At 34.6% G+C, this 19690-nt stretch carries 17 protein-coding genes; all 17 read left to right on the plus strand.

Annotated elements, in window-relative coordinates; all coding sequences use genetic code 11:
* Positions 1-31: 31 nt before the first annotated feature.
* The 17 genes from AACH31_RS02150 (at position 32) to AACH31_RS02230 (ending at position 19678) form a co-directional block, all read left to right on the plus strand.
* Positions 32-412 (plus strand): hypothetical protein, encoded by a 381-nt coding sequence (locus AACH31_RS02150; RefSeq protein ID WP_161830930.1) that lies wholly within the window; start codon positions 32-34, stop codon positions 410-412.
* Between the two features lie 184 nt (positions 413-596).
* Entirely contained in the window at positions 597-1424 is an 828-nt protein-coding gene (locus AACH31_RS02155; protein WP_262950294.1) for an aldo/keto reductase, read from the plus strand.
* 242 nt (positions 1425-1666) lie between these two features.
* Positions 1667-2383: a MurR/RpiR family transcriptional regulator gene (locus AACH31_RS02160; RefSeq protein ID WP_161830932.1), complete on the plus strand. Its 717-nt coding sequence runs from the start codon at positions 1667-1669 to the stop codon at positions 2381-2383.
* Between the two features lie 181 nt (positions 2384-2564).
* Complete coding sequence (locus AACH31_RS02165; protein WP_262950371.1) at positions 2565-3923, plus strand: PTS transporter subunit EIIC; 1359 nt, start codon at positions 2565-2567, stop codon at positions 3921-3923.
* 55 nt (positions 3924-3978) lie between these two features.
* Complete coding sequence (locus AACH31_RS02170; RefSeq protein WP_262950370.1) at positions 3979-5409, plus strand: 6-phospho-beta-glucosidase; 1431 nt, start codon at positions 3979-3981, stop codon at positions 5407-5409.
* 234 nt (positions 5410-5643) lie between these two features.
* Entirely contained in the window at positions 5644-6402 is a 759-nt protein-coding gene (locus AACH31_RS02175) for a Tim44 domain-containing protein (protein WP_338617809.1), read from the plus strand.
* 592 nt (positions 6403-6994) lie between these two features.
* The gene (locus tag AACH31_RS02180) at positions 6995-9454 is read left to right on the plus strand and encodes a dynamin family protein (RefSeq protein WP_338617810.1); all 2460 of its coding nucleotides are present in this window, start codon (positions 6995-6997) and stop codon (positions 9452-9454) included.
* 1 nt (position 9455) lies between these two features.
* Positions 9456-9821: a hypothetical protein gene (locus tag AACH31_RS02185; RefSeq protein ID WP_338617811.1), complete on the plus strand. Its 366-nt coding sequence runs from the start codon at positions 9456-9458 to the stop codon at positions 9819-9821.
* Between the two features lie 14 nt (positions 9822-9835).
* A complete protein-coding gene (locus AACH31_RS02190; RefSeq protein ID WP_338617812.1) occupies positions 9836-13036 on the plus strand; it encodes an ATP-binding protein in 3201 nt (1066 codons plus the stop codon).
* Positions 13033-13698 (plus strand): DNA/RNA non-specific endonuclease, encoded by a 666-nt coding sequence (locus AACH31_RS02195; protein ID WP_338617813.1) that lies wholly within the window; start codon positions 13033-13035, stop codon positions 13696-13698. Before AACH31_RS02190 ends, AACH31_RS02195 begins: the two co-directional genes overlap by 4 nt.
* A gap of 2 nt (positions 13699-13700) precedes the next feature.
* Positions 13701-14078, plus strand: coding sequence for an immunity protein YezG family protein (locus AACH31_RS02200; protein ID WP_338617814.1), 378 nt, complete (start codon positions 13701-13703; stop codon positions 14076-14078).
* 442 nt (positions 14079-14520) lie between these two features.
* The gene (locus AACH31_RS02205) at positions 14521-14691 is read left to right on the plus strand and encodes a hypothetical protein (RefSeq protein ID WP_338617815.1); all 171 of its coding nucleotides are present in this window, start codon (positions 14521-14523) and stop codon (positions 14689-14691) included.
* Between the two features lie 42 nt (positions 14692-14733).
* The gene (locus AACH31_RS02210; RefSeq protein WP_338617816.1) at positions 14734-15234 is read left to right on the plus strand and encodes a hypothetical protein; all 501 of its coding nucleotides are present in this window, start codon (positions 14734-14736) and stop codon (positions 15232-15234) included.
* Between the two features lie 85 nt (positions 15235-15319).
* Positions 15320-15490 (plus strand): hypothetical protein, encoded by a 171-nt coding sequence (locus AACH31_RS02215; protein ID WP_338617817.1) that lies wholly within the window; start codon positions 15320-15322, stop codon positions 15488-15490.
* Between the two features lie 68 nt (positions 15491-15558).
* Positions 15559-16323, plus strand: coding sequence for an MATE family efflux transporter (locus tag AACH31_RS02220; RefSeq protein ID WP_338617819.1), 765 nt, complete (start codon positions 15559-15561; stop codon positions 16321-16323).
* 519 nt (positions 16324-16842) lie between these two features.
* Entirely contained in the window at positions 16843-17823 is a 981-nt protein-coding gene (locus AACH31_RS02225; RefSeq protein ID WP_262950363.1) for a LacI family DNA-binding transcriptional regulator, read from the plus strand.
* A gap of 190 nt (positions 17824-18013) precedes the next feature.
* The gene (locus AACH31_RS02230; protein ID WP_338617820.1) at positions 18014-19678 is read left to right on the plus strand and encodes a glycoside hydrolase family 32 protein; all 1665 of its coding nucleotides are present in this window, start codon (positions 18014-18016) and stop codon (positions 19676-19678) included.
* Positions 19679-19690: the final 12 nt, after the last annotated feature.

Consider the following 19690-nt stretch of genomic DNA (forward strand, 5'->3'; position numbering starts at 1 on the left):
CAGTGGGGATCAAGTCTGGGGGGATTTGTTGATGAAAAAAAATGAGAATATGATTAGTTTCGTTTTGGGAATTATTTCAGCGGTTCTATCAGGGTTAACATTTTTAATTGTCCTTTTCTTTGCAGGGCTAACTGAAGATGGGGGATTAGGATTTCAATCGATGTTAGTCATATTAGGTTTAGTTTTTAACATCCTGTCCTTAGTTTGGGCAAATTCGAACACAAAAAAAATGCGATTTGGACTCATTGTATCAGGGATATTGTACCTTTTTGGAGGAGGGTTCTTCGCTATTATTAATGCCATTTTAGCAATTATTGCGGGATGCGTTGTTAAAGTAAATAAAAAAGATGAACTAAAATTTAATGTTATGGATAAAACAATAGATTTAGGATCCATTGTTAAAGGAAAATAAGCGACAGTGTGATAAAAAGGGCAAAGACGTTAATCTTTGCTCTTTTTAGACGTTATAGGGAGATTTTTCAGTAGGATAGGCGGTCTCTCTGTTTAATAATTAGCGTCTTAATAACATAGGAAATGATTTGTTGCTTAACTTTAAAGGTGGTATAATAAGGAAATAAATAATCAGTTGAGGAAGGATGAAGAATGTGTTAGCGAAGATGATTACATTAAATAATGGTGTCAAGATGCCGATCATTGGATTTGGAACTTTCAAGGTTGAAGATGGACAGCAAACGATTGATGCGGTGAAGTGTGCACTTAGTATGGGATATCGTCATATTGATACGGCCGCCGTGTATCAAAATGAAGAGGGTGTCGGGCAGGCTATTAAAGAGAGTGGTGTGCCACGAGAAGAAATTTTTTTAACGAGCAAAGTGTGGAATAGTGATCAAGGATATGAATCAACCTTAAAGGCATTTGAAACGTCATTAAAAAAATTACAGACGGATTATTTAGACCTATATCTTATCCATTGGCCTAAAGCTTTAAACCGTGAAACATGGCGCGCTCTAGAAGAATTATACCGCCAAGGACGTATTCGTGCGATTGGTGTTTCGAATTTTAAAGAGCACCATCTTGAGGATTTATTAGAGGTAGCTACGGTTGTGCCAGCTGTTAATCAAGTGGAATATCATCCACGGATGATGCAAACTTCACTTGCAAACTATTGTAAGGAAAAAGGAATCCAATTAGAAGCATGGGGACCTTTAATGCAAGGACAGGTGTTTGAGATTGATGTCTTACAACAATTAGCAAAGAAATACAATAAAACAGTTGCTCAAATTGTGTTACGTTGGGATATTCAAAACGGTGTGGTCACGATTCCAAAATCGGTTAATGCCAGTCGAATTCAAGGAAATGCCGATATCTTTGATTTCGAACTAACAGCGGAAGACATGGCACAAATTAACGCGCTCAATAAAGAGGAGCGTATCGGTCCAGATCCAGACCATATTACTTTTTAATTGATGAGGGCTAACCATTATCCGAGTGTGGGTAATGGTTTTTTTAATTAGTAAAGATAAATAGGCGGAGGATGAGGCGATAGACTAAGCATGTTTTAGGTCCAATTAGGTGAATTAATTGGGCAGAGGGTACAAATGATAACGGTTATAAAAAAAGGCTTACTTTTATAGAACTTCGTGCCAAAATATGATAGTATGATACCAGGAGTATAAAAAATAAAAGTGCATAAAGAGGAAGTTTTATGTTTAATCATGAACAAATAAAAAAATTTACGGATGTCGAGATGTTAATTTACAACTACATCTTGCAAAATGCTCAGCAAATTCGATTTATGACCATCAGAGAGTTAGCCGATGCGACACATGTATCAACATCGGCCATTATGCGATTTTGTAAAAAGTTAGATTGTGAAGGCTATGCTGAATTTAAAGTACAGTTTAAAATGTATTTAGAGGAGAAGAAGGAAAAACAACCTCTCAATGATATTTCTGAAATTACGCATTACTTTGAAACCATTCATCATGGGGAATTCGAGGAAAAGATAAATCAGGTTGCCGATATTGTGAGTGCCTCGGAACAAATTGTTTTTATTGGTGTTGGAACATCTGGAATCTTAGGTAAGTATGGAGCTCGTTATTTCTCTAATATCGGAAAGTTCAGTTATGTGATTGATGATCCCTTTTATCCGAATATAGGACACGTGAGTGAAAGAGCAGTCGCCATTGTTTTATCCGTTTCAGGAGAAACAGAGCAAACGATAAATTTAGCGAGACATTTTTTACAGCAACGTTGCACGATTGTAAGCATTACGAATAGTACAAGTTCAACGTTGGCTAAAATGTCACACTATAACTTGTCTTACTATATGACGAGTCAAAAAAACAATAAGGAATATGATATCACCACACAAGTTCCTGTTGTCTTTATTTTAGAGTCAATCGGTAGACGGATTAAGTAGGTGCATACACACAGTTAGTGTCTATGCACTTTTTTGTTGTCACAAATTGTTTCGCATTTGGCACAAATATCAAAGCGCTGTCACATATGCTTATATCCCGAAATACTAATGACAGAAAGGGCTTTATTATTTAAAATATGTATGAAACAAAGTTAGAGAATGATGTGGAGGTATATTAAAAATGGCGATTGATTATGGTCAAACAGCAAAAGAGTTAATTGTTGCCCTAGGTGGGAATGAGAACATCAATAATGTAACGCACTGTGCTACACGATTACGTTTTATTTTAAATGATCACTCACATGTGAATAAAGAGACAGTTGGTAAGATTAAAGGAGTTATTACAACGGTAGAAGCGGGGGGACAATTCCAAGTTGTGATTGGAAATCACGTGAAGGATGCCTATGAACACGTGTTAAAGTTAGTGGATATTAGTGAAGAGAATGTTTCAACATCGACTGAAAAAGTTGGAATTTTCAGCCGTATCATTGACGTGATTTCAAGTATTTTTGCCCCATTCTTATACACGTTGGCAGCGTGTGGGATTTTACAAGGAATTTTAGGCGTTTTAGTGGCTTTAGGCTGGATAGATACGGAAGGTGGAACTTATCAAGTTTTAAACTTTATTTCTTGGACAGCCTTTACCTTTTTACCTGTATTGATTTCGGTTACAGCCGCTAAAAAGTTTAAGGTAAATCAATTTATTGCGATTGTTATCGCGTGTGCACTTATTTCGCCTGATTATAATGCCATGGTCGATAATGGAACGCAGTTAAGTTTCTTAGGCATTCAAATTCAAATGTTAAGCTATACTTCATCAGTTATCCCAGTTATTTTAGCCGTATGGGTAGCTGCATATGTTGCACGATTCTTTGAAAAAGTATTACCAACCGTGATTCGAAACTTATTTACACCAATGTTTACGATTGCTATCATGGTTCCATTTACTTTATTAGTGTTTGGACCATTTGGAGCGACAATTGGTGGAGCTATTGGAGATACTTATAACTACTTATATAATTTAAGTCCGATTGTAGCTGGAATCATTGTTGGAGGACTTTGGCAAGTACTTGTTATTTTCGGAGTTCACTGGGGAATTACACCTGTTACGGTAGGAAACTACGCCTCACTTGGTTTTGATACGTTTACCGCTTTACAAGCATCAGCTGTGTTTTCACAAGCAGGGGCAGCGTTTGGAGTCTTCTTTAAGTCTAAAAATAAAGAATTAAAAGAGGTTTCTTTACCAGCCGCTGTGACAGCCGTTTTTGGAATTACTGAACCTGTTGTTTACGGAGTTAACTTACGACTTAAAAAACCAATGATCTGTGGATGTATCGCGGGTGCTGTGGGTGGAGCAATTGCCGGAGCCTTCAATGCTGTATCATGGAGCTACAATATGCCGGGTATTGCAACAATTCCAGCCTTCTTTAAATCAGGTCATATGACGCCGTTCATTGGATTCATCATTTCAATTGTCGTTTCATTTGTACTTGGAATGGTATTAACAATGATTGTCGGATTTGATGACGAAACAAACTAATTAAACTGATAAATAAACGATAAAGGATGACGCTAATAGATAAGGAGAGACAAAGATGAATCAATTACCTAAAGATTTTTTATGGGGTGGAGCTGTTGCAGCCCATCAAGTAGAAGGTGGCTATAATAAAGGTGGTAAAGGCGTGAGCATCGTAGATGTCCTAACCGGAGGGGCACACGGAGTCGATCGCGTTATTACCGATTCAATTGAAGAGGGAAAATATTATCCAAACCATGAGGCTGTTGATTTTTACGGTCATTACAAAGAAGATATTGCACTATTTGCAGAATTAGGATTTAAATGTTTTAGAACGTCTATTGCTTGGACGAGAATCTTTCCAAAAGGTGATGAATTAGAACCAAATGAGGAAGGATTAAAGTTTTATGATGACTTATTTGATGAATTATTAAAATATAATATTGAGCCAGTCATTACGTTATCTCATTTTGAAATGCCACATCATTTAGTTAAAGAATATGGTGGATGGACGAATCGTAAAGTGATCGATTTCTTTGTTCACTATAGTGAAACAGTGATGAAACGTTACAAAGATAAAGTAAAATATTGGATGACGTTTAATGAAATTAATAATCAAAAAAATTATAAGTACCCATTATTCGGATACACGTGTTCAGGGGTTATTTTTAATCATCATGAAAATCCGGAAGAATGTATGTATCAAGTTGTTCACCATCAATTAGTGGCCAGTGCAAAGGTTGTGACGCTAGGTCATCAAATTAATCCTGAGTTTAAAATTGGATGTATGATGGCTTGTGTTCCTCTTTACCCTTACTCTTGTAAACCAGAAGATATGATGTACTCTGTGGAATCGATGCATGATCGTTACTTATTCTCAGATGTTCATGTTCGTGGAGAGTACCCATCTTATGCGATTAAAGAGTGGCAACGAAAAGGATTTAATATCCATATGGAGCCGGAAGATAAAGAGATTTTGAAAAATGGGACGGTCGATTATATCGGATTAAGTTATTATATGACAAACGCTGTTAAAGCTGATCATGTAGTAGAGGGAACGGGGCTTGATGGATTCCCTGGAAGTGTTCCAAATCCTCACGTAAAAGCATCTGATTGGGGATGGCAAATTGATCCGATTGGATTACGTTATGCCTTAAATCTACTGTACGAACGTTATCAAAAACCATTATTTATCGTTGAAAATGGATTTGGCGCGATTGATAAAGTTGAAGAAGATGGATCGATTAACGACGATTATCGAATTGACTATTTAAGAGCCCATATTGAAGAAATGAAAAAAGCCGTTGTATTAGATGGGGTTGACTTAATGGGATATACTCCATGGGGATGTATCGATTGTGTGTCATTTACAACAGGTGAATATAAAAAACGTTATGGATTCATTTATGTTGATAAACATGATGATGGATCAGGAACGATGAAACGAATGAAAAAGAAAAGCTTTGATTGGTATAAACAAGTCATTGCAACAAATGGAGAAGAATTATAATATAGTTTACAAATGATAGTTATTCAATCAGTGAAAAAAGGTGTTGTCAACGGACAACGCCTTTTTTGTGTATTCGAAGGGGGGGATTAACCATTGAGGGGAGGAACCAGGTGCTAGTCAAACGAGGGGGGATGTGATATAATCGTGCTCATATAAAAAGCATGGGAGTATAATGGATAAAAAAGTAAGAATGAGTCGATGGTAAGTCTAGGTTGAGGGAGAGGGGAATTTCATATGAAAAAAAAGTGGGCGGTTTTTGGAATCGTCATTACCTTAATGATAGGGTATTGTCAAGTTGTTGCACAAGCAGACGTCGGGGGTTCCTTTTCAGGTGGAAGTTCGAGTAGAGGAGGCGGTGGAAGCCGTGGAGGAACAACGACCTATCACTCTTCCTCTTCAAGTTCGGCTTATGGGAGACGCTACGGTTCACAAACTTCACCGGTCGTCCTCTTTATCATCGCTGGGTTAATGGCAAGAGGGTTTTATGACCGTCCAAGAAATCGTAGAAATTTGAAAAAGGAAGGCCGGATTGCATTAGCACAGCTACGAGATGCGGATCCAACGTTTAAAGAAAGAGACTTAGTCAATACCGTACAAGAGATTTTTATCAATGTCCAAGAAGCCTGGTCGGCAAAAGATATGCGTCTGGTTGAAGACATGGAAACACCTGAGCTTTTTAGGCTTCATCAATCACAACTGGAACGCTATCGCCAAAAAAAGTGGACCCCACATGTTAAAACGAAACGAATTACCGCCGTACGCCTCGTCTCTTTTTCAGAAACAGCTAACGAATTCTCAATTGTCATTTGCTTATCAGCTCGCGTTGTTGACTATACATTAAGTCGAGACGGACTAGTGGTCGAAGGTGAAAAAAGAAAGGTTCATCGCCGAGATTACCGCTTACGCTTTAACCGCTCGAAAAAAGGGAATCAAGGTTGGCGTCTCGACGATTACCGCGAATGGATGGAAAACGAATTTATGCGCTATGATTAAAAAGACATAAATTCCTCAGTCATTCTCAAGTCGTTATCTAATAGAGAGGACTTGATCGAATAAAAATCACCGATATAAAACATTAAAAATAGAATAACCTGATCGATACAAAAAAAGCCAGCGAGATTAAGAATAAACTCGCTGGCTTTTTTGCATGTAAATGAGAACTTTCTTAATGATAAAACATAGCTATTGATAACTTTTTATATAAGACATCTAATCCCATTTTCTTTCAAATATCTCTTAAAATTGTGAAAGTTTTCTTGTTTATTGTTGTTGATTGGTTAATACCGACAATAATTGTCGGATGGTGAGTGTTATAATAAAAAAGCCTATTTTTCCAAATATGATAATAATATGGCAGATAATATTATGGATATATTTTGTTATTAGAATATAAAGCAATAGGATTAAACAGAAATTCGTCAAAGCAATAATGTAAGTTTAAAGGTGACTTATAGTAACAAATAATAGAGTGAATTTCGAATGATTATCGATATAATAGGAATTTATTAGTTTAATCCAAAATTATATCTTTTTAATTATCATTTCCGGGCGATAAAGATCATCGCACTGATATAGAGGAGGATTTATGAGTAAACAAGTATTAAAATTGAAATATCATCCTGCAAAGAAGGAAATTGAGTTTAAACGTTTTCAATCTGGGAAAGAAAATTTTATAGCAAGAAATAGTAGATTACAGAAATACATGAATCAAAAAGGAAATTTTATTATTCAAAATCAAGGAGATAATTTTTTTAATGATATTGCTAAGGCCTTTGATGGAGAGAAAAGTGTAAAAATTGAGGTAACAACAACGGAGATAGACTATAATGACTTTGGAAAAATGGTTGAAAACTATAATAATTCGGAAAATTGCCTATGTCATTTTACCCATGAATTATCCTCAATGCTTCCTGATATGTCCAAAACATTTGAAAGTATTGAACGGTATGGAAAGGATTCGATTGGTATATTAAGTGACTTTAGGGACTCACTAACGTTATTCAAATTTAAGACTGATGATGTTCAGAAGAGCGTATTAAAGTTAGATAGAGAAATAAAATCTCGAATAGATGAAGTTAAATGTAAAATTAAAAATTTAAATGATAATAAGGTCAATTTATGTTTTACAGGCGTATACAGTTCTGGGAAATCGACGCTCATTAATGCTTTATTAGGTTATAAGATATTACCAGAAAGCATTAAATCTGAAACCGCTAAGATGATTGAAATTTCTAGTCCTGTAGCTGGTGAAAATGTCAGTCTTAAGTTTAAGATAGCCGAAGAGTTTTCACGTCTAGAATGGAATGAAAACGAAAGATGCTTTGAATTTGTTAATGGTCCTCAAGAGTGTGACATCCGAACGCAATTACAAAGCCTTTTAAATGATTTACAGAGTGAAGGTATCGAACAATATACTCAAATTTATGAAATTTTAAAGGTTTTAAACTCGGGTAAAGAGATTTCAAAATATATTTCGTCAACTATTGAGGTGTTTTTTCCAATTTCTTTAGATAATGAGAATATACAATTTAAAATCTTTGATACCCCAGGCTCAGACAGCAATTGTCCTGAACATAAAGTCGCATTGAGAAAGGCTTTAGAGGAACAAACCCAATCTATTTTGATTTTTGTAACAACTCCAGATAGATTAGAGGGTACGGGAAATAACAGCTTATTAATGGATTTAATGGAAGTAGACCAAAGTAGTACGACAAGTATTGATATGGCACGTTCGTTATTTATTATAAATAAGGCTGAAACAATTGACTCAGTAGAGCGTGAAATGCTTCAAAATGAGGAGATTAAAAGTCAAAGTAAAACAATTAAACTTAGCGAAAGTAAACTATTCTTTTTATCCGCTAAAAATGCGTATGCAGCAAAGAGTAAAATAAATGGTACAGCTGATAAAAGAGAAATTCAAATTATCAAGAAAAATATCCCTGATGATGAAGAAGATCTACTATATCGCCAAAATAGGTCAGCTCATTCACAGTTTGCAACGAATAAATTAATAGAACTGTGTGACGGCGCACTTCGAATGGCGGAGGAGATGGATAAAGGTGAGAATATTGTTTTTGTAAGTTCAGGAATGTATGCACTTGAAAATGAAATTCATCAATTCGCAGAAAGACATGCGTCATCTGTTAGAGCTTTTGCTATTATAGATTGTATGGATAAAGTAGTGACGAATTTATCACAAAAATCAGAAAGTTTAAGAAAAGCTAACCAACAATCTATTGATAATATCGATGATCTGATTAAGAATTTTAATGATTTTTTAATTTGTGCTATTGAGAGCAAGAAAAACGAGGCTTTACGACAATTAGATGAAGAAAAAAATAGTGGTGGAAGATTAGCTATTTCTTTAGGAATTACTGCTGAAAACTTTGAGACCAGTGTAGTCAATCCGGTAAGACAAGAAATAAAAAAGAAATTATCACGCTGGCTTCCCGTATCTGGAAAAATAAAAATGAAAGGAGGGGACGGTGAAGAAATAAGGGAAACGATTAATCCATTAATAGAGGAATTTTATAACAGATGTATTTTAAATCACAACAGATTAATAGAAGAAAAACAAACAGAGTTTATCGAGGCGATTAAAGATATTATTCGTCAAAACGGTGATATTGATGAAGAAGTAAAGCGCTATATGTTAGATACCTCTGTTCCACATATTGATATAAATAACCTAACTAATTGGAATGAAGTATATGAGCGTAATGTTATGGAGCGTAAGAGATTTTTTATTAAAACTAAGCGCCTAGATAAGGAAAGCTTATTAAACGATATTGAACAGGAGCTATCTCAAAAATTAGAAAATTTATTTGACTGTTTTATAGAAAACTATTCGAATAACTTGGAAAGTATAATGGATCATCTAAAGTTACATTTTTCTAATAACCTTGATAGATATTCATTGAAGTTAAAATCAATGAATGTAATTAAGGATGAAAGAAAGCAGTTAGGTGAAGAAATGTATAAAATAGTAGGCCGATTAAAACAATGTGAGAAAGAAATAGATGGACTGATTTGGGAGGCACAGTAGAATGTATAATATTAAAGAGTATTTAACGGGTAATAATAAAATTTCTAGGGTAAAAATTGTTAATGATATAAAGTCTCGTAAATTAACGAGGAGAGATTTAGAAAAATTAGTTAGAGAATACGAGGTACAGTCCGCTTTTATAGGAAAGGTATATAATAATAAGTTAGACAAAAGAAGGTGGAATCAGGATTATTTAGATCAATTAACCCATAGGGCGATTGCTGAGAGCTTTAATCAAGATTTCCTATTTTATTTAGATGATGTAGCGGAATATGTAAGTTTAAAGAAACGTAATCATCAGACGTTCTATATTTGTTGTGGAATAGCAGCTGTTGGACTATTTCTATATGTCACATATTTAAAATAGAGTGGGTGAACCAAATGAAGCCAGATGAAAAAAAACTTTTAGATAATCTAGGGAAAATAGCGTATACAGTAGATAAGGCGTATCTTTCTAAACTAAATTCGGATTACGGAGTACTTTATTTTGATGAGGGATATAATAAAAAGGAAGAAATATCATATTCATCTAATATTCGAGCATTACGAGTTGAACGGTGGACTCTTGATAAAAATCATTCTCCGGGGGAGTGCTTCAAAAATGTATTAAACCTTTTTGCAGATGGTGATCATACGGTTGCGATGGTTGTTAAAAGGAAGCCTACCCAAACAGAAATGTATTTTGTAATCAAAAATGAGGGAAGTGGGAGAAATGAAGATAGTCGAGATAATATTGAATTACTAGATTATTCATTAAAGGGAAACTTTCCGGGAACGAAGACTCAACGAGTCGATAATCCAGAAAAAGTATTTAATTTTATCGAAGAGACCTCTATTTCAGTACTTGTTAATAATCCCTCGCATAAAACTAAAGATTATATTACTCAAGGGCTAGATAAATTGTTAAATGGTATTGTTCCTCAAGCGGAGGAGGATAGTTATTCAATTGTCTTTTTAGCTGAATCGCTTAAACAATCTGATATTAGAGAAATATTATCAGGTTATGAAGAAATGGCGACGGCTCTTATTCCGTTTTTACAATATCAATTCCAAGCTGGCGAGTCCGAAATGGATACGATGGGAGAAATGAAATCACTTACCAAAAGTGATAGTATCAGTAATTCTATTTTTAAAACCCATTCCTTAAACATTGGTGGGAATCGAAGCTCTAGTGCCGGAACGACAAAAACCCTTTCAGAATCAAAAACAAAAGGGGCCTCATACGGGGGTTCAGGGGGAATTGATTTAGGGGTTCTGTCTTTTGGGGCAAATGCAAGTGTTAATTTGAGCCGCACTATAGGAGGGAGCATAGCTAAGGCGATTACAAATACATTAGGGGTCTCTTCTGGATATGGATATAGTTGGGGGAAGTCGAAAACTATTACAACTGGTGAAAGCGAGACAAGTGGAACGAGTAGTAGTCTTTCTATCGGAACAACGAAAAATACGAGTTATACTTATAAATCTTATATGGTTCAAAACCTTCTAAAAAAACTAGAGAAAACTATGGATAGAATTGATGAAAGCCAGGCCACCGGATTGTGGAAATTTGCTACTTATGTATTGGCGAAAGATTCTAAAGTGAGTGAGAATGTTGCTAACTATTTGAGATCGATTACTCAAGGGGATGAGTCTCATATTGATCCTTCAGTAATACAAGAGTGGTCTTATGAGGAAAGTAATGGATATACTTCTTTTGAGGAAATTAAAAAGTATGTGAAACATTTTACGCATCCAGTATTTATTTCTAATAGCGATGATAGAGGTAATGTCATGCCGGTTACTTCGACTGCTTATGTAGGAACCAATGAGCTATCATATGTTATTTCATTCTCACGTAACTCTCTTCAAGGGCTTTCCATTCTAGAATGTGTGCAATTTGGTCGTGAGCCTCATTGTTTGCTAAATATGGATTTCGACTTCGAGATGGGATGCGCCTACCATATGCATCAAGTAATAAGGAATCAGAGAATTTCTTTGTCTAGTCAAGAGTTAACGAAGCATACCTTTATTACTGGATCAACAGGTTCTGGGAAGTCTAATACGATATATCGAATCCTAGATGAGGCTAATAAAAAGGGGATTAAGTTTTTAGTCATTGAACCAGCCAAGGGGGAATATCGTCAAGTATTTGGTGGAAGAACTGATGTGAGTGTCTATGGAACAAATATAAGGTATAGTAAACTCCTAAAAATCAATCCATTTAAATTTCCAGGGGATATTCATGTCTTAGAACACATTGACCGATTAATTGAAATTTTTAATGCCTGTTGGCCGATGTATGCTGCTATGCCGGCTGTTTTAAAAGAGGCAATTGAGATGGCATATGAGTTAAAAGGGTGGGACTTGAACTATTCTCTGAATTATAATGAAGAATCACAGTATCCTACGTTTAAAGATTTGTTGAAGACTTTAAAGATTGTAATTGACCATTCGGGTTATGCTGAAGAGTTAAAGAGTAATTATACCGGAGCTTTGGTCACCCGTGTAAAATCATTAACAAACGGATTACTCGGGCAAATCTTTGCAGAAGAGGATTTGGCAGATAAACTGTTATTTGATGAAAATGTAATTGTTGACTTAAGCCGTGTGAGTTCGGTGGAAACTAAAGCATTGATTATGGGGATGTTGTTTATCAAACTACAAGAGTATCGTATGTGTGAAAAGACACAGGCTAATTCTCAATTGAAGCACTTAACTGTTCTTGAAGAGGCTCATAATTTATTAAAGCGCTGTAGTACTACCCAATCACAAGAAGATTCTAACTTACAAGGTAAGTCGGTTGAGATGATTTCCAATTCGATTGCAGAAATGCGAACTTACGGTGAAGGATTTATTATTGCAGATCAAGCACCTAATTTATTGGATGAGTCGGTTATTCGCAATACAAATACTAAAATTATCCTTCGATTACCTCAATATGAGGATCGTCAATCAGTGGGAAGGTCGGCTAGTTTAACTGATGATCAAATTAATGAGATTCCTAAACTCGAAACAGGAGTCGCTATTATGTATCAGAATAATTGGTTGGAGCCTGTGCTTTGTAAGGTAGACGAATTTCATGACTTTAAACCTTTGAAATACGAATTTAATTTAATGGAGCATTTAAACTTAAATCGCTTAAACAATAGTCAGTTGCTTCATTTATTAATGAGGGGAAGAGTGAATGAATCTCGCTTATTTGGGGAAGAAGAAATAGATAAGTTAATTGATTGGTTGCCGATTTCAACCTTGAATGGTAAGCATAAAAAGATAGTTTTAAAAAATCTTTCCGATTATAAGGAAAATTCTCAAATGGCTTTATGGGAGCAAGAAAATTTTGAAACATTATGCGATATTATTTGTTCTATTATTGATAAAAATAAAATGACCTTCTATGCCATGAACTCTAATAACCTGGAGAATTGGACACAACGTTGCAAAGAATTTATAAAAACACAAATAAAATGTGAAAATCAGGAAGTTGAATATGCGATTATACAGTGCCTATTATCTAGCAAAGCAAAAGAAGACCCAAATTTTGAACCATTTTATTTTCAATGGGTAGACGATATAAAAAATAAGAGAGGTTTAATCGCATGATTGAAACAATGATGTCCAAAGTTTTTGAACAATCGACAGAGAGTCTAAAAAAGAGTTTTGATTTACCTAACTTTTTTAACAACGATTGCTCAACCACGAGTATAAGTAATTTTAAAGAGGCTGATAAGCCACTATTATCGGAAGGAACATCGTTAGAATCTAATTCAATTTATCGTGAAAACGGTCAATCACTCGAAACAGATGATAATGGAAATGTTTTTAAAAATAACGGAGAAATTATGCCGGATACAGTATTTAAAGTAAATGGTTATGAATATGAGACTGATTATTTAGGGAGAACGATTAGAGCTGAAGGTCGTTTGGAATTAAACGAATCTCCTAGAAAGACTATTAACGAGGATAATGTTGGTGGAGAAGATCGCCAAGATACAGATGACCGGGGACATTTAATTGCCGATAGATTTGGAGGATCAAATAAAATAGAAAATTTAGTTCCTATGGACTCAAATTTAAACCGTGGGGAATATAAAAAGATAGAAAATTTTTTGGCAGATGCAGTTTCAGATGGGAAAAATGTAGATGTTAAAGTAGAGCCGATTTATGAGGGAGACTCAAGACGTCCAAGCTCCTTCGATATTAGTTATTCTATAAATGGGGAAGAAAGGGTAACTTCATTACTTAATGAAAGGAGTACCGGTTAAATATGGATAGAAAAGTATATGGATTAATAACTAACGAATTATTAACGGTCTTACCTCAGGAATGGAAACAAGTAATTTTTTATGGAGAATTGACAGAGGGAGGTTTTTCCTTCGACTATTATGTAAATATAGAGGGGGATTTATTTACCCAATGTTTTAAATTAGAGGAAGTGGATCGTGGGGATATTCTTAATACATTTAGAAAGATATATTGTATTATACTTCCATTATGGAAATCATTGGATAAAGGTAAGCAATGGAGTAATTTTACTTTTATATTAAATAGAAGTGGGGTCTTTAAAGCAGAATTTGATTATACGAATTTACAAGAAAATGCTTATGCATATTATCAAAAGTGGAGAGAAAGGTATTTAAAATAAATATTGTTAAATTTATTTTTAGGGGTAGTATTATAACAGTTTAAATTAAATGGGAACTTACTTACTCTGATTTGATATAGTACCTTCATTGTAGACCAAAAATAAAGGTGATACCATCTCTTAAGACAGAATTTCTTTAGAGTCTATGATGGAGGGAGTTTTTTTAGTTTTTGGTAATAGCAGTAAGAAAGAAAGATATTAACATTTTTTGCTCATAAAGGTTATTGGTATTGACGAGATTGCCAACCTTATCAAAAAAATGAGTGAAAATTTTTGAGAGTATTCTCTTTACCTTTTATAGGAGAGCCACAAGGTCGGTTCTTAAACCGAATTTTCAATAGATTGGAATAATTGTGGATTTCGGGAGAAGATATAAGTAACACTTGGATACTCCCCTTGAAGTTGGCCATGGGGATAGGAGCTAATCTGAAGAGGGAGAAAGATGGGAGGAGTTAACAAGGGATTTAAAAAAAAGATGGGCATGATTAGATGGCTGTTACTGACGATATGTTTATATCTTCTTTTTAATTCTGATGCGAGGATTGGCCAATCGGCCTTAAAAGGTGTTGATCAAAAATCCGATGAATTTTGTTTAAGGGGGCAATATGCATAGTACAACATATTCAATTTAAATTTAATTTAGGGAGAGTTTTAAATGAAGTATATCGGAACAAGAAAGTATATTAACGATGGTATTGATATGGCATCAATCTATGAGCAAAAAGCAATAAAGGATGAACAGGCGGCGCATTTACTAGCTTCTCAGGGCTTATATAGCGAAGCTATTTACTTATATATTCAGTCAATGGAGAAAAGTATTAAATCGCATATCTGTCAAAAACTTGATATTACTCAGCCTTATTATGCCGATCGATTACGTCAAATGGGGCACTCATTAGATAGTTCAATCCATTTTTTAATCGAAATTTTATCTGGAAATAATGAGATTATTCGAGAACAAATTAGTAAACAGATATTATCAGGGGTATTTCAAGGTATTCAATTTTCATCTCTCCATAATAATATTCGCTATCCCCTTTATCATCCTCAAACCAAAAGTTATAGTATGCTTGAAGTAAGTGGAAATGATTGCTATCGAATTCAGGAAATTAATGAGTGTCTTAAAAGATTCTTGAAGGATTTATATAAAATTTAATCATAAGTGCGTAATATAAATATGTCTATTTTGACCTCCAACTTTGAGCTATACTTTAGCTATCAAAGAAAAGGAGGTCATTTATATGAAGGAAAGTCCATTAATTGTTCCGATTCAACTTGAATCAGATGCTTATAAAACAGTCCCTCCTATTTGTTGTATTCAAATCGACAGGAATGAAATCAAGTTCTATACTGAGGTCGATAATGATGTTTTAAAGACGATACTAATGGAGATTATGAAAAATGCTGGTTGATTTCACTCACTTTAAAAAGATTTTAAAGTCCTAGGAATAGAAGATTAGACTATCTCCGATAATTGCTATTGTGTTCGGCCGGGGATATGTGTTGTGGGATTGATTGCCTAGCAGGAATTATTACGTGGAAATATAATTTAAATTTATTTGATAAAGAAAAATTGATTAATATTCATCTGGGTAAATGGGATTTAACGACGGTTTTACCTGTTTTATATAATGGATCTTCTGAAGGAATTATTTCGCTTTCCGTAGCGATTAGCGCCTATATTTTTAATATGGCTTTTATGAGTATAGCGGGTGAAAATGGCGTGGCGGCATTCACTGCTATTAATTACGTGGGGCAATTTGGGATTTGTATTTTATTTGGAATATCCGATGGAATCGGCCCTATTGTTAGTTGTAGTCACGGAAGTGAACGCTATGATCGGGTGAAACAAATTTTAAAGTTGGCCCATGTTGTAGGTATCGCGATTGGAACGTTAATATTTATCGTTTTATTTTTATTCGGAGAAAATTTAATTAAACTCTTTATGAGCGTTGATCAACAGATTGTTGATTTGGCTGCTCAAGGGGCAAAAATATACGCTATCGCCTTTTTTATGAATGGATTTAATATCATCACGTCTGGATACTTTACGTTTATTGGGGAAGCCCTGAATTCAGTTATCATTGCGGCGAGTAGAGGGCTATTATTTATTATCCTAGGAATCATCCTTTTACCCCAAATTCTAGGTATTAATGGCGTATGGGCAACCATCCCCTTTGCTGAATTTCTAACCATCATTCTCGGAATCACGCTCATCGAGATGAATAATAGACGATGCCTTTAAATAAAGAATAGAAAAAAAGACAAAGATGAGTCTCGTATTGGAAGTAAACCAGTACCGTAAGATTGATCTTTGTCTTTTTGTTATAAATATTTCCAAGTTATCTTACCTATCAATTATAAGATAGGAATAGGAGTTCTTGTTATCGACTAGATTTAAGTCAACAAATTAACATCATTTAAGTTGATCTACTATCTTTCAAATGAGTTAAACGGTGATTACTATTGGAGGAATTGGGTTAATCCATTTAGACGGGTGATTTCGATTCACTGTTTGTTCACAAAGACCAAGGAATCACCGTGATAGTCTGGAATTGGCTTTTTTGTAATGGAAAGGCGATTATGACGGGGAATATGGATTAGTTGATTGAACTTATTGCATAGGTAATCGTTAGAAGCTTCGCTCCCTATTTATTTTTAATTGAATAAAAATTCAAATTAGATTCGGTATGTTATAAACATAGCTATTTAGTTCGTGATAAAATAGAGTTAGTTTTAGTAATAATAAATATATGGAGGTTATATGGCGAACATTAAAGATGTAGCTAAACGTGCTAATGTAGCACCAAGTACGGTATCTCTTGTTTTAAATAATACGGGCTACGTTTCCCAAAAGACGAGAGAGAAGGTAGAGGAGGCGATGAGAGAGCTAGATTATAAACCTAATGAGTTAGCACGAAATTTATCTAGAAATAAAACTAATATTATTGGCATTATTGTTCCAAGTTTAAATCATCCCTTTTTTAGTACCTTTATTAGGTATGCCGAGAGACATTTATACCAGTTAGGTTACAAAACGATGGTTTGTGGAACGGCTAATAGAGATCGAGTAGAACATGAGTTTCTTGATTTATTAAGAAGTCAGGTTATGGATGGAATTATTATGGGGGCCCATTCGCTAGATGTTGAAGATTATAAGAGGGTTAATCGTCCATTAGTAGCGATTGACCGGTATATTGACGAAAAGATACCGATTGTTTCTTCTAATCATCAAAAAGGCGGTGAAATGGCGGCACTAAAATTAATTGATAATAATTGTAAGAATGTCGTACACATTAAAGGGGCCTCAATTGTAAAAACCCCTGCTCATCAATACCACGAGTCCTTCAAAGAGTTACTAGAGAAAAATAATATCAACGTATTTGAAGTTGAAATGGATGTTAATTGTTTCGATTCTCAAGATTTTTTAAAAGTTGCACGAGAGCTATTTGAATGTTATCCAAATGTGGATGCGATTTTTGGTTCAGATTTAGCTATGTTGGCGTGTTTACAACAGGCTAGAGAATATGGATATAATATTCCAAAACAATTAAAACTTATTGCTTATGATGGAACGTATATTACCTCTATGAGTGAGAAACGGCTAACTTCGATTGTTCAACCTATTGAACAGTTAGCGATTAAGGCTGCAACTACTATTGTAGATTTAATAGAAGGAAAAGAATTGAAGAGTAGCAGGATAATGTTAGATGTACAGTTATGTGAAGGGGAAACAACTCTATAAAAAAAAGAAGCTATCTTATACCGGATAGCTTCTTTTTTACCATTTTCAGGTTTAAAAACGCTTGCAAACGGAAGGTGAATAATGTATGATAAAAATATCGAACCGGTTTGATACTTTTTATATCACATTAATGGAAATCGTTTTTGAAATCGTTATTGCATTGATGTTACATTAATTAAGGAGGGGTATAGTGAATTTTTATTCAGGAAATTATTGTTGTCTTGAGATATTTGCTAGGTGTAAGAGTGGAACTCAAGGTGGGATTAAATTAGTAAATAAGATAACTAATGAAAGTCAGGAAAGCATAGCAGGGAAATATAATTACATTTTGTTAAAATTTCCTTTAATAAAAAAGCAAGAGTATCAATTGATATTAGAAAATGTTGATATTTCTATTGCATATTTAAGTCAATGTGATGACATATTGGATAAGGGAGTTAAATTTATTGAGATAAGTGATAACTATTCGTTGACTACACAAGATGATTTATCTGATTGGTATGATACCCCGTATCGCGAACAATACCATTTTGGGCCATATAAAAATTGGATTAATGATCCAAATGGTCTTTGTTATTATAAAGGATACTATCATATGTTCTACCAGGCGAATCCTCATGAACAAAAGTGGGGACATATGTATTGGGGGCATGCAGTCAGTCGGGATTTGGTGCACTGGATACATTTACCGTATGTCTTGTTTCCGCAAGAAGAAATATTAAATGCCAAAGATTTAAAAGGGGGGGCATTTTCCGGATGTGCGGTAGCATTAGATGATCGTATTCAATTTTATTTAACACGCCATCTTGGACCGTCGGAGGACTGTGATGAAACAGTACAGTATCAAACAATGGTTTCCTCGAGGGATGGGATTAATTTTGGAAAAGAGGAGATTATCATTGAAAAACCGGGAAAACCATTCTCGTTTAATTTTCGTGATCCAAAAGTTTTCTATCATAATGAGAAATGGAAAATGGTTCTGGGAACCCAGCTAAATAATATCCCCGCAATTGTCTTGTATGAATCAAAAGATATGAAAAATTTTGAATATTCGGGGGAGGTAATACTAGAAAGTCAAAAAGGTGTATATACAATAGAGTGTCCAGATTTATTTGAGTTAGATGGGAAATTTGTGGCCATTGCAGCGTATATGTTTTATACAGATGACCAAGGTCGTATTCAGCCGACGATGTATTATATAGGTGAATTAGAGGGACATCGTTTAAACGTTGAAAAGAGAGGCTTGTTCGACTTTGGAAGCAATTATTATGCCGTTCAAACGTTTGAATATGCTGGTAGAAGAATTGCTATTGGATGGATTTCAGATTTTTATGAGGAGCACGTGGTAGAAAAAAATGGTGCTTATGGTAGTATGGCATTACCTCGTGAGCTTTCATTGAAAAATAATCATTTATATATGAAACCCGTTAAGGAGGTATACTCTTTAATTGATAAGGAATTATGCAGAATTTCGAAACAAAATATTAGAATCGATAAAATCAAGGGGAACTGTTACTATAGTAAATTGATATTTAAAGGAAACAGTGATTTTGATTTATTGCTTGGAAAAAATGAGGAAAGTAGTATTCGATTAAAATGTAATAATAATGAGGTATCCATTCAAACAAATGGAGTCAAATCGAGTCATGTTCAATTTATTGCACCTATAAAAGAGGTTCGTACCGTTGAAATCTTTGTTGATCGTCGAGTCGTTGAAGTTTTCCTTAATGATGGCGAAGCAGCGGGAACAAAGCTTTTTTATACAGAATCCAAAGAGGGGATTTTTGAATTATCTTGTACGGATACAGATGTAATCGATGAGGTAAGTGTATATACAGTTAAAACAATCTGGTAGAGGGGGATTTTC

The organism is Turicibacter faecis, assembly GCF_037076425.1.
GTDB classification, from domain to species: domain Bacteria; phylum Bacillota_I; class Bacilli_A; order MOL361; family Turicibacteraceae; genus Turicibacter; species Turicibacter faecis.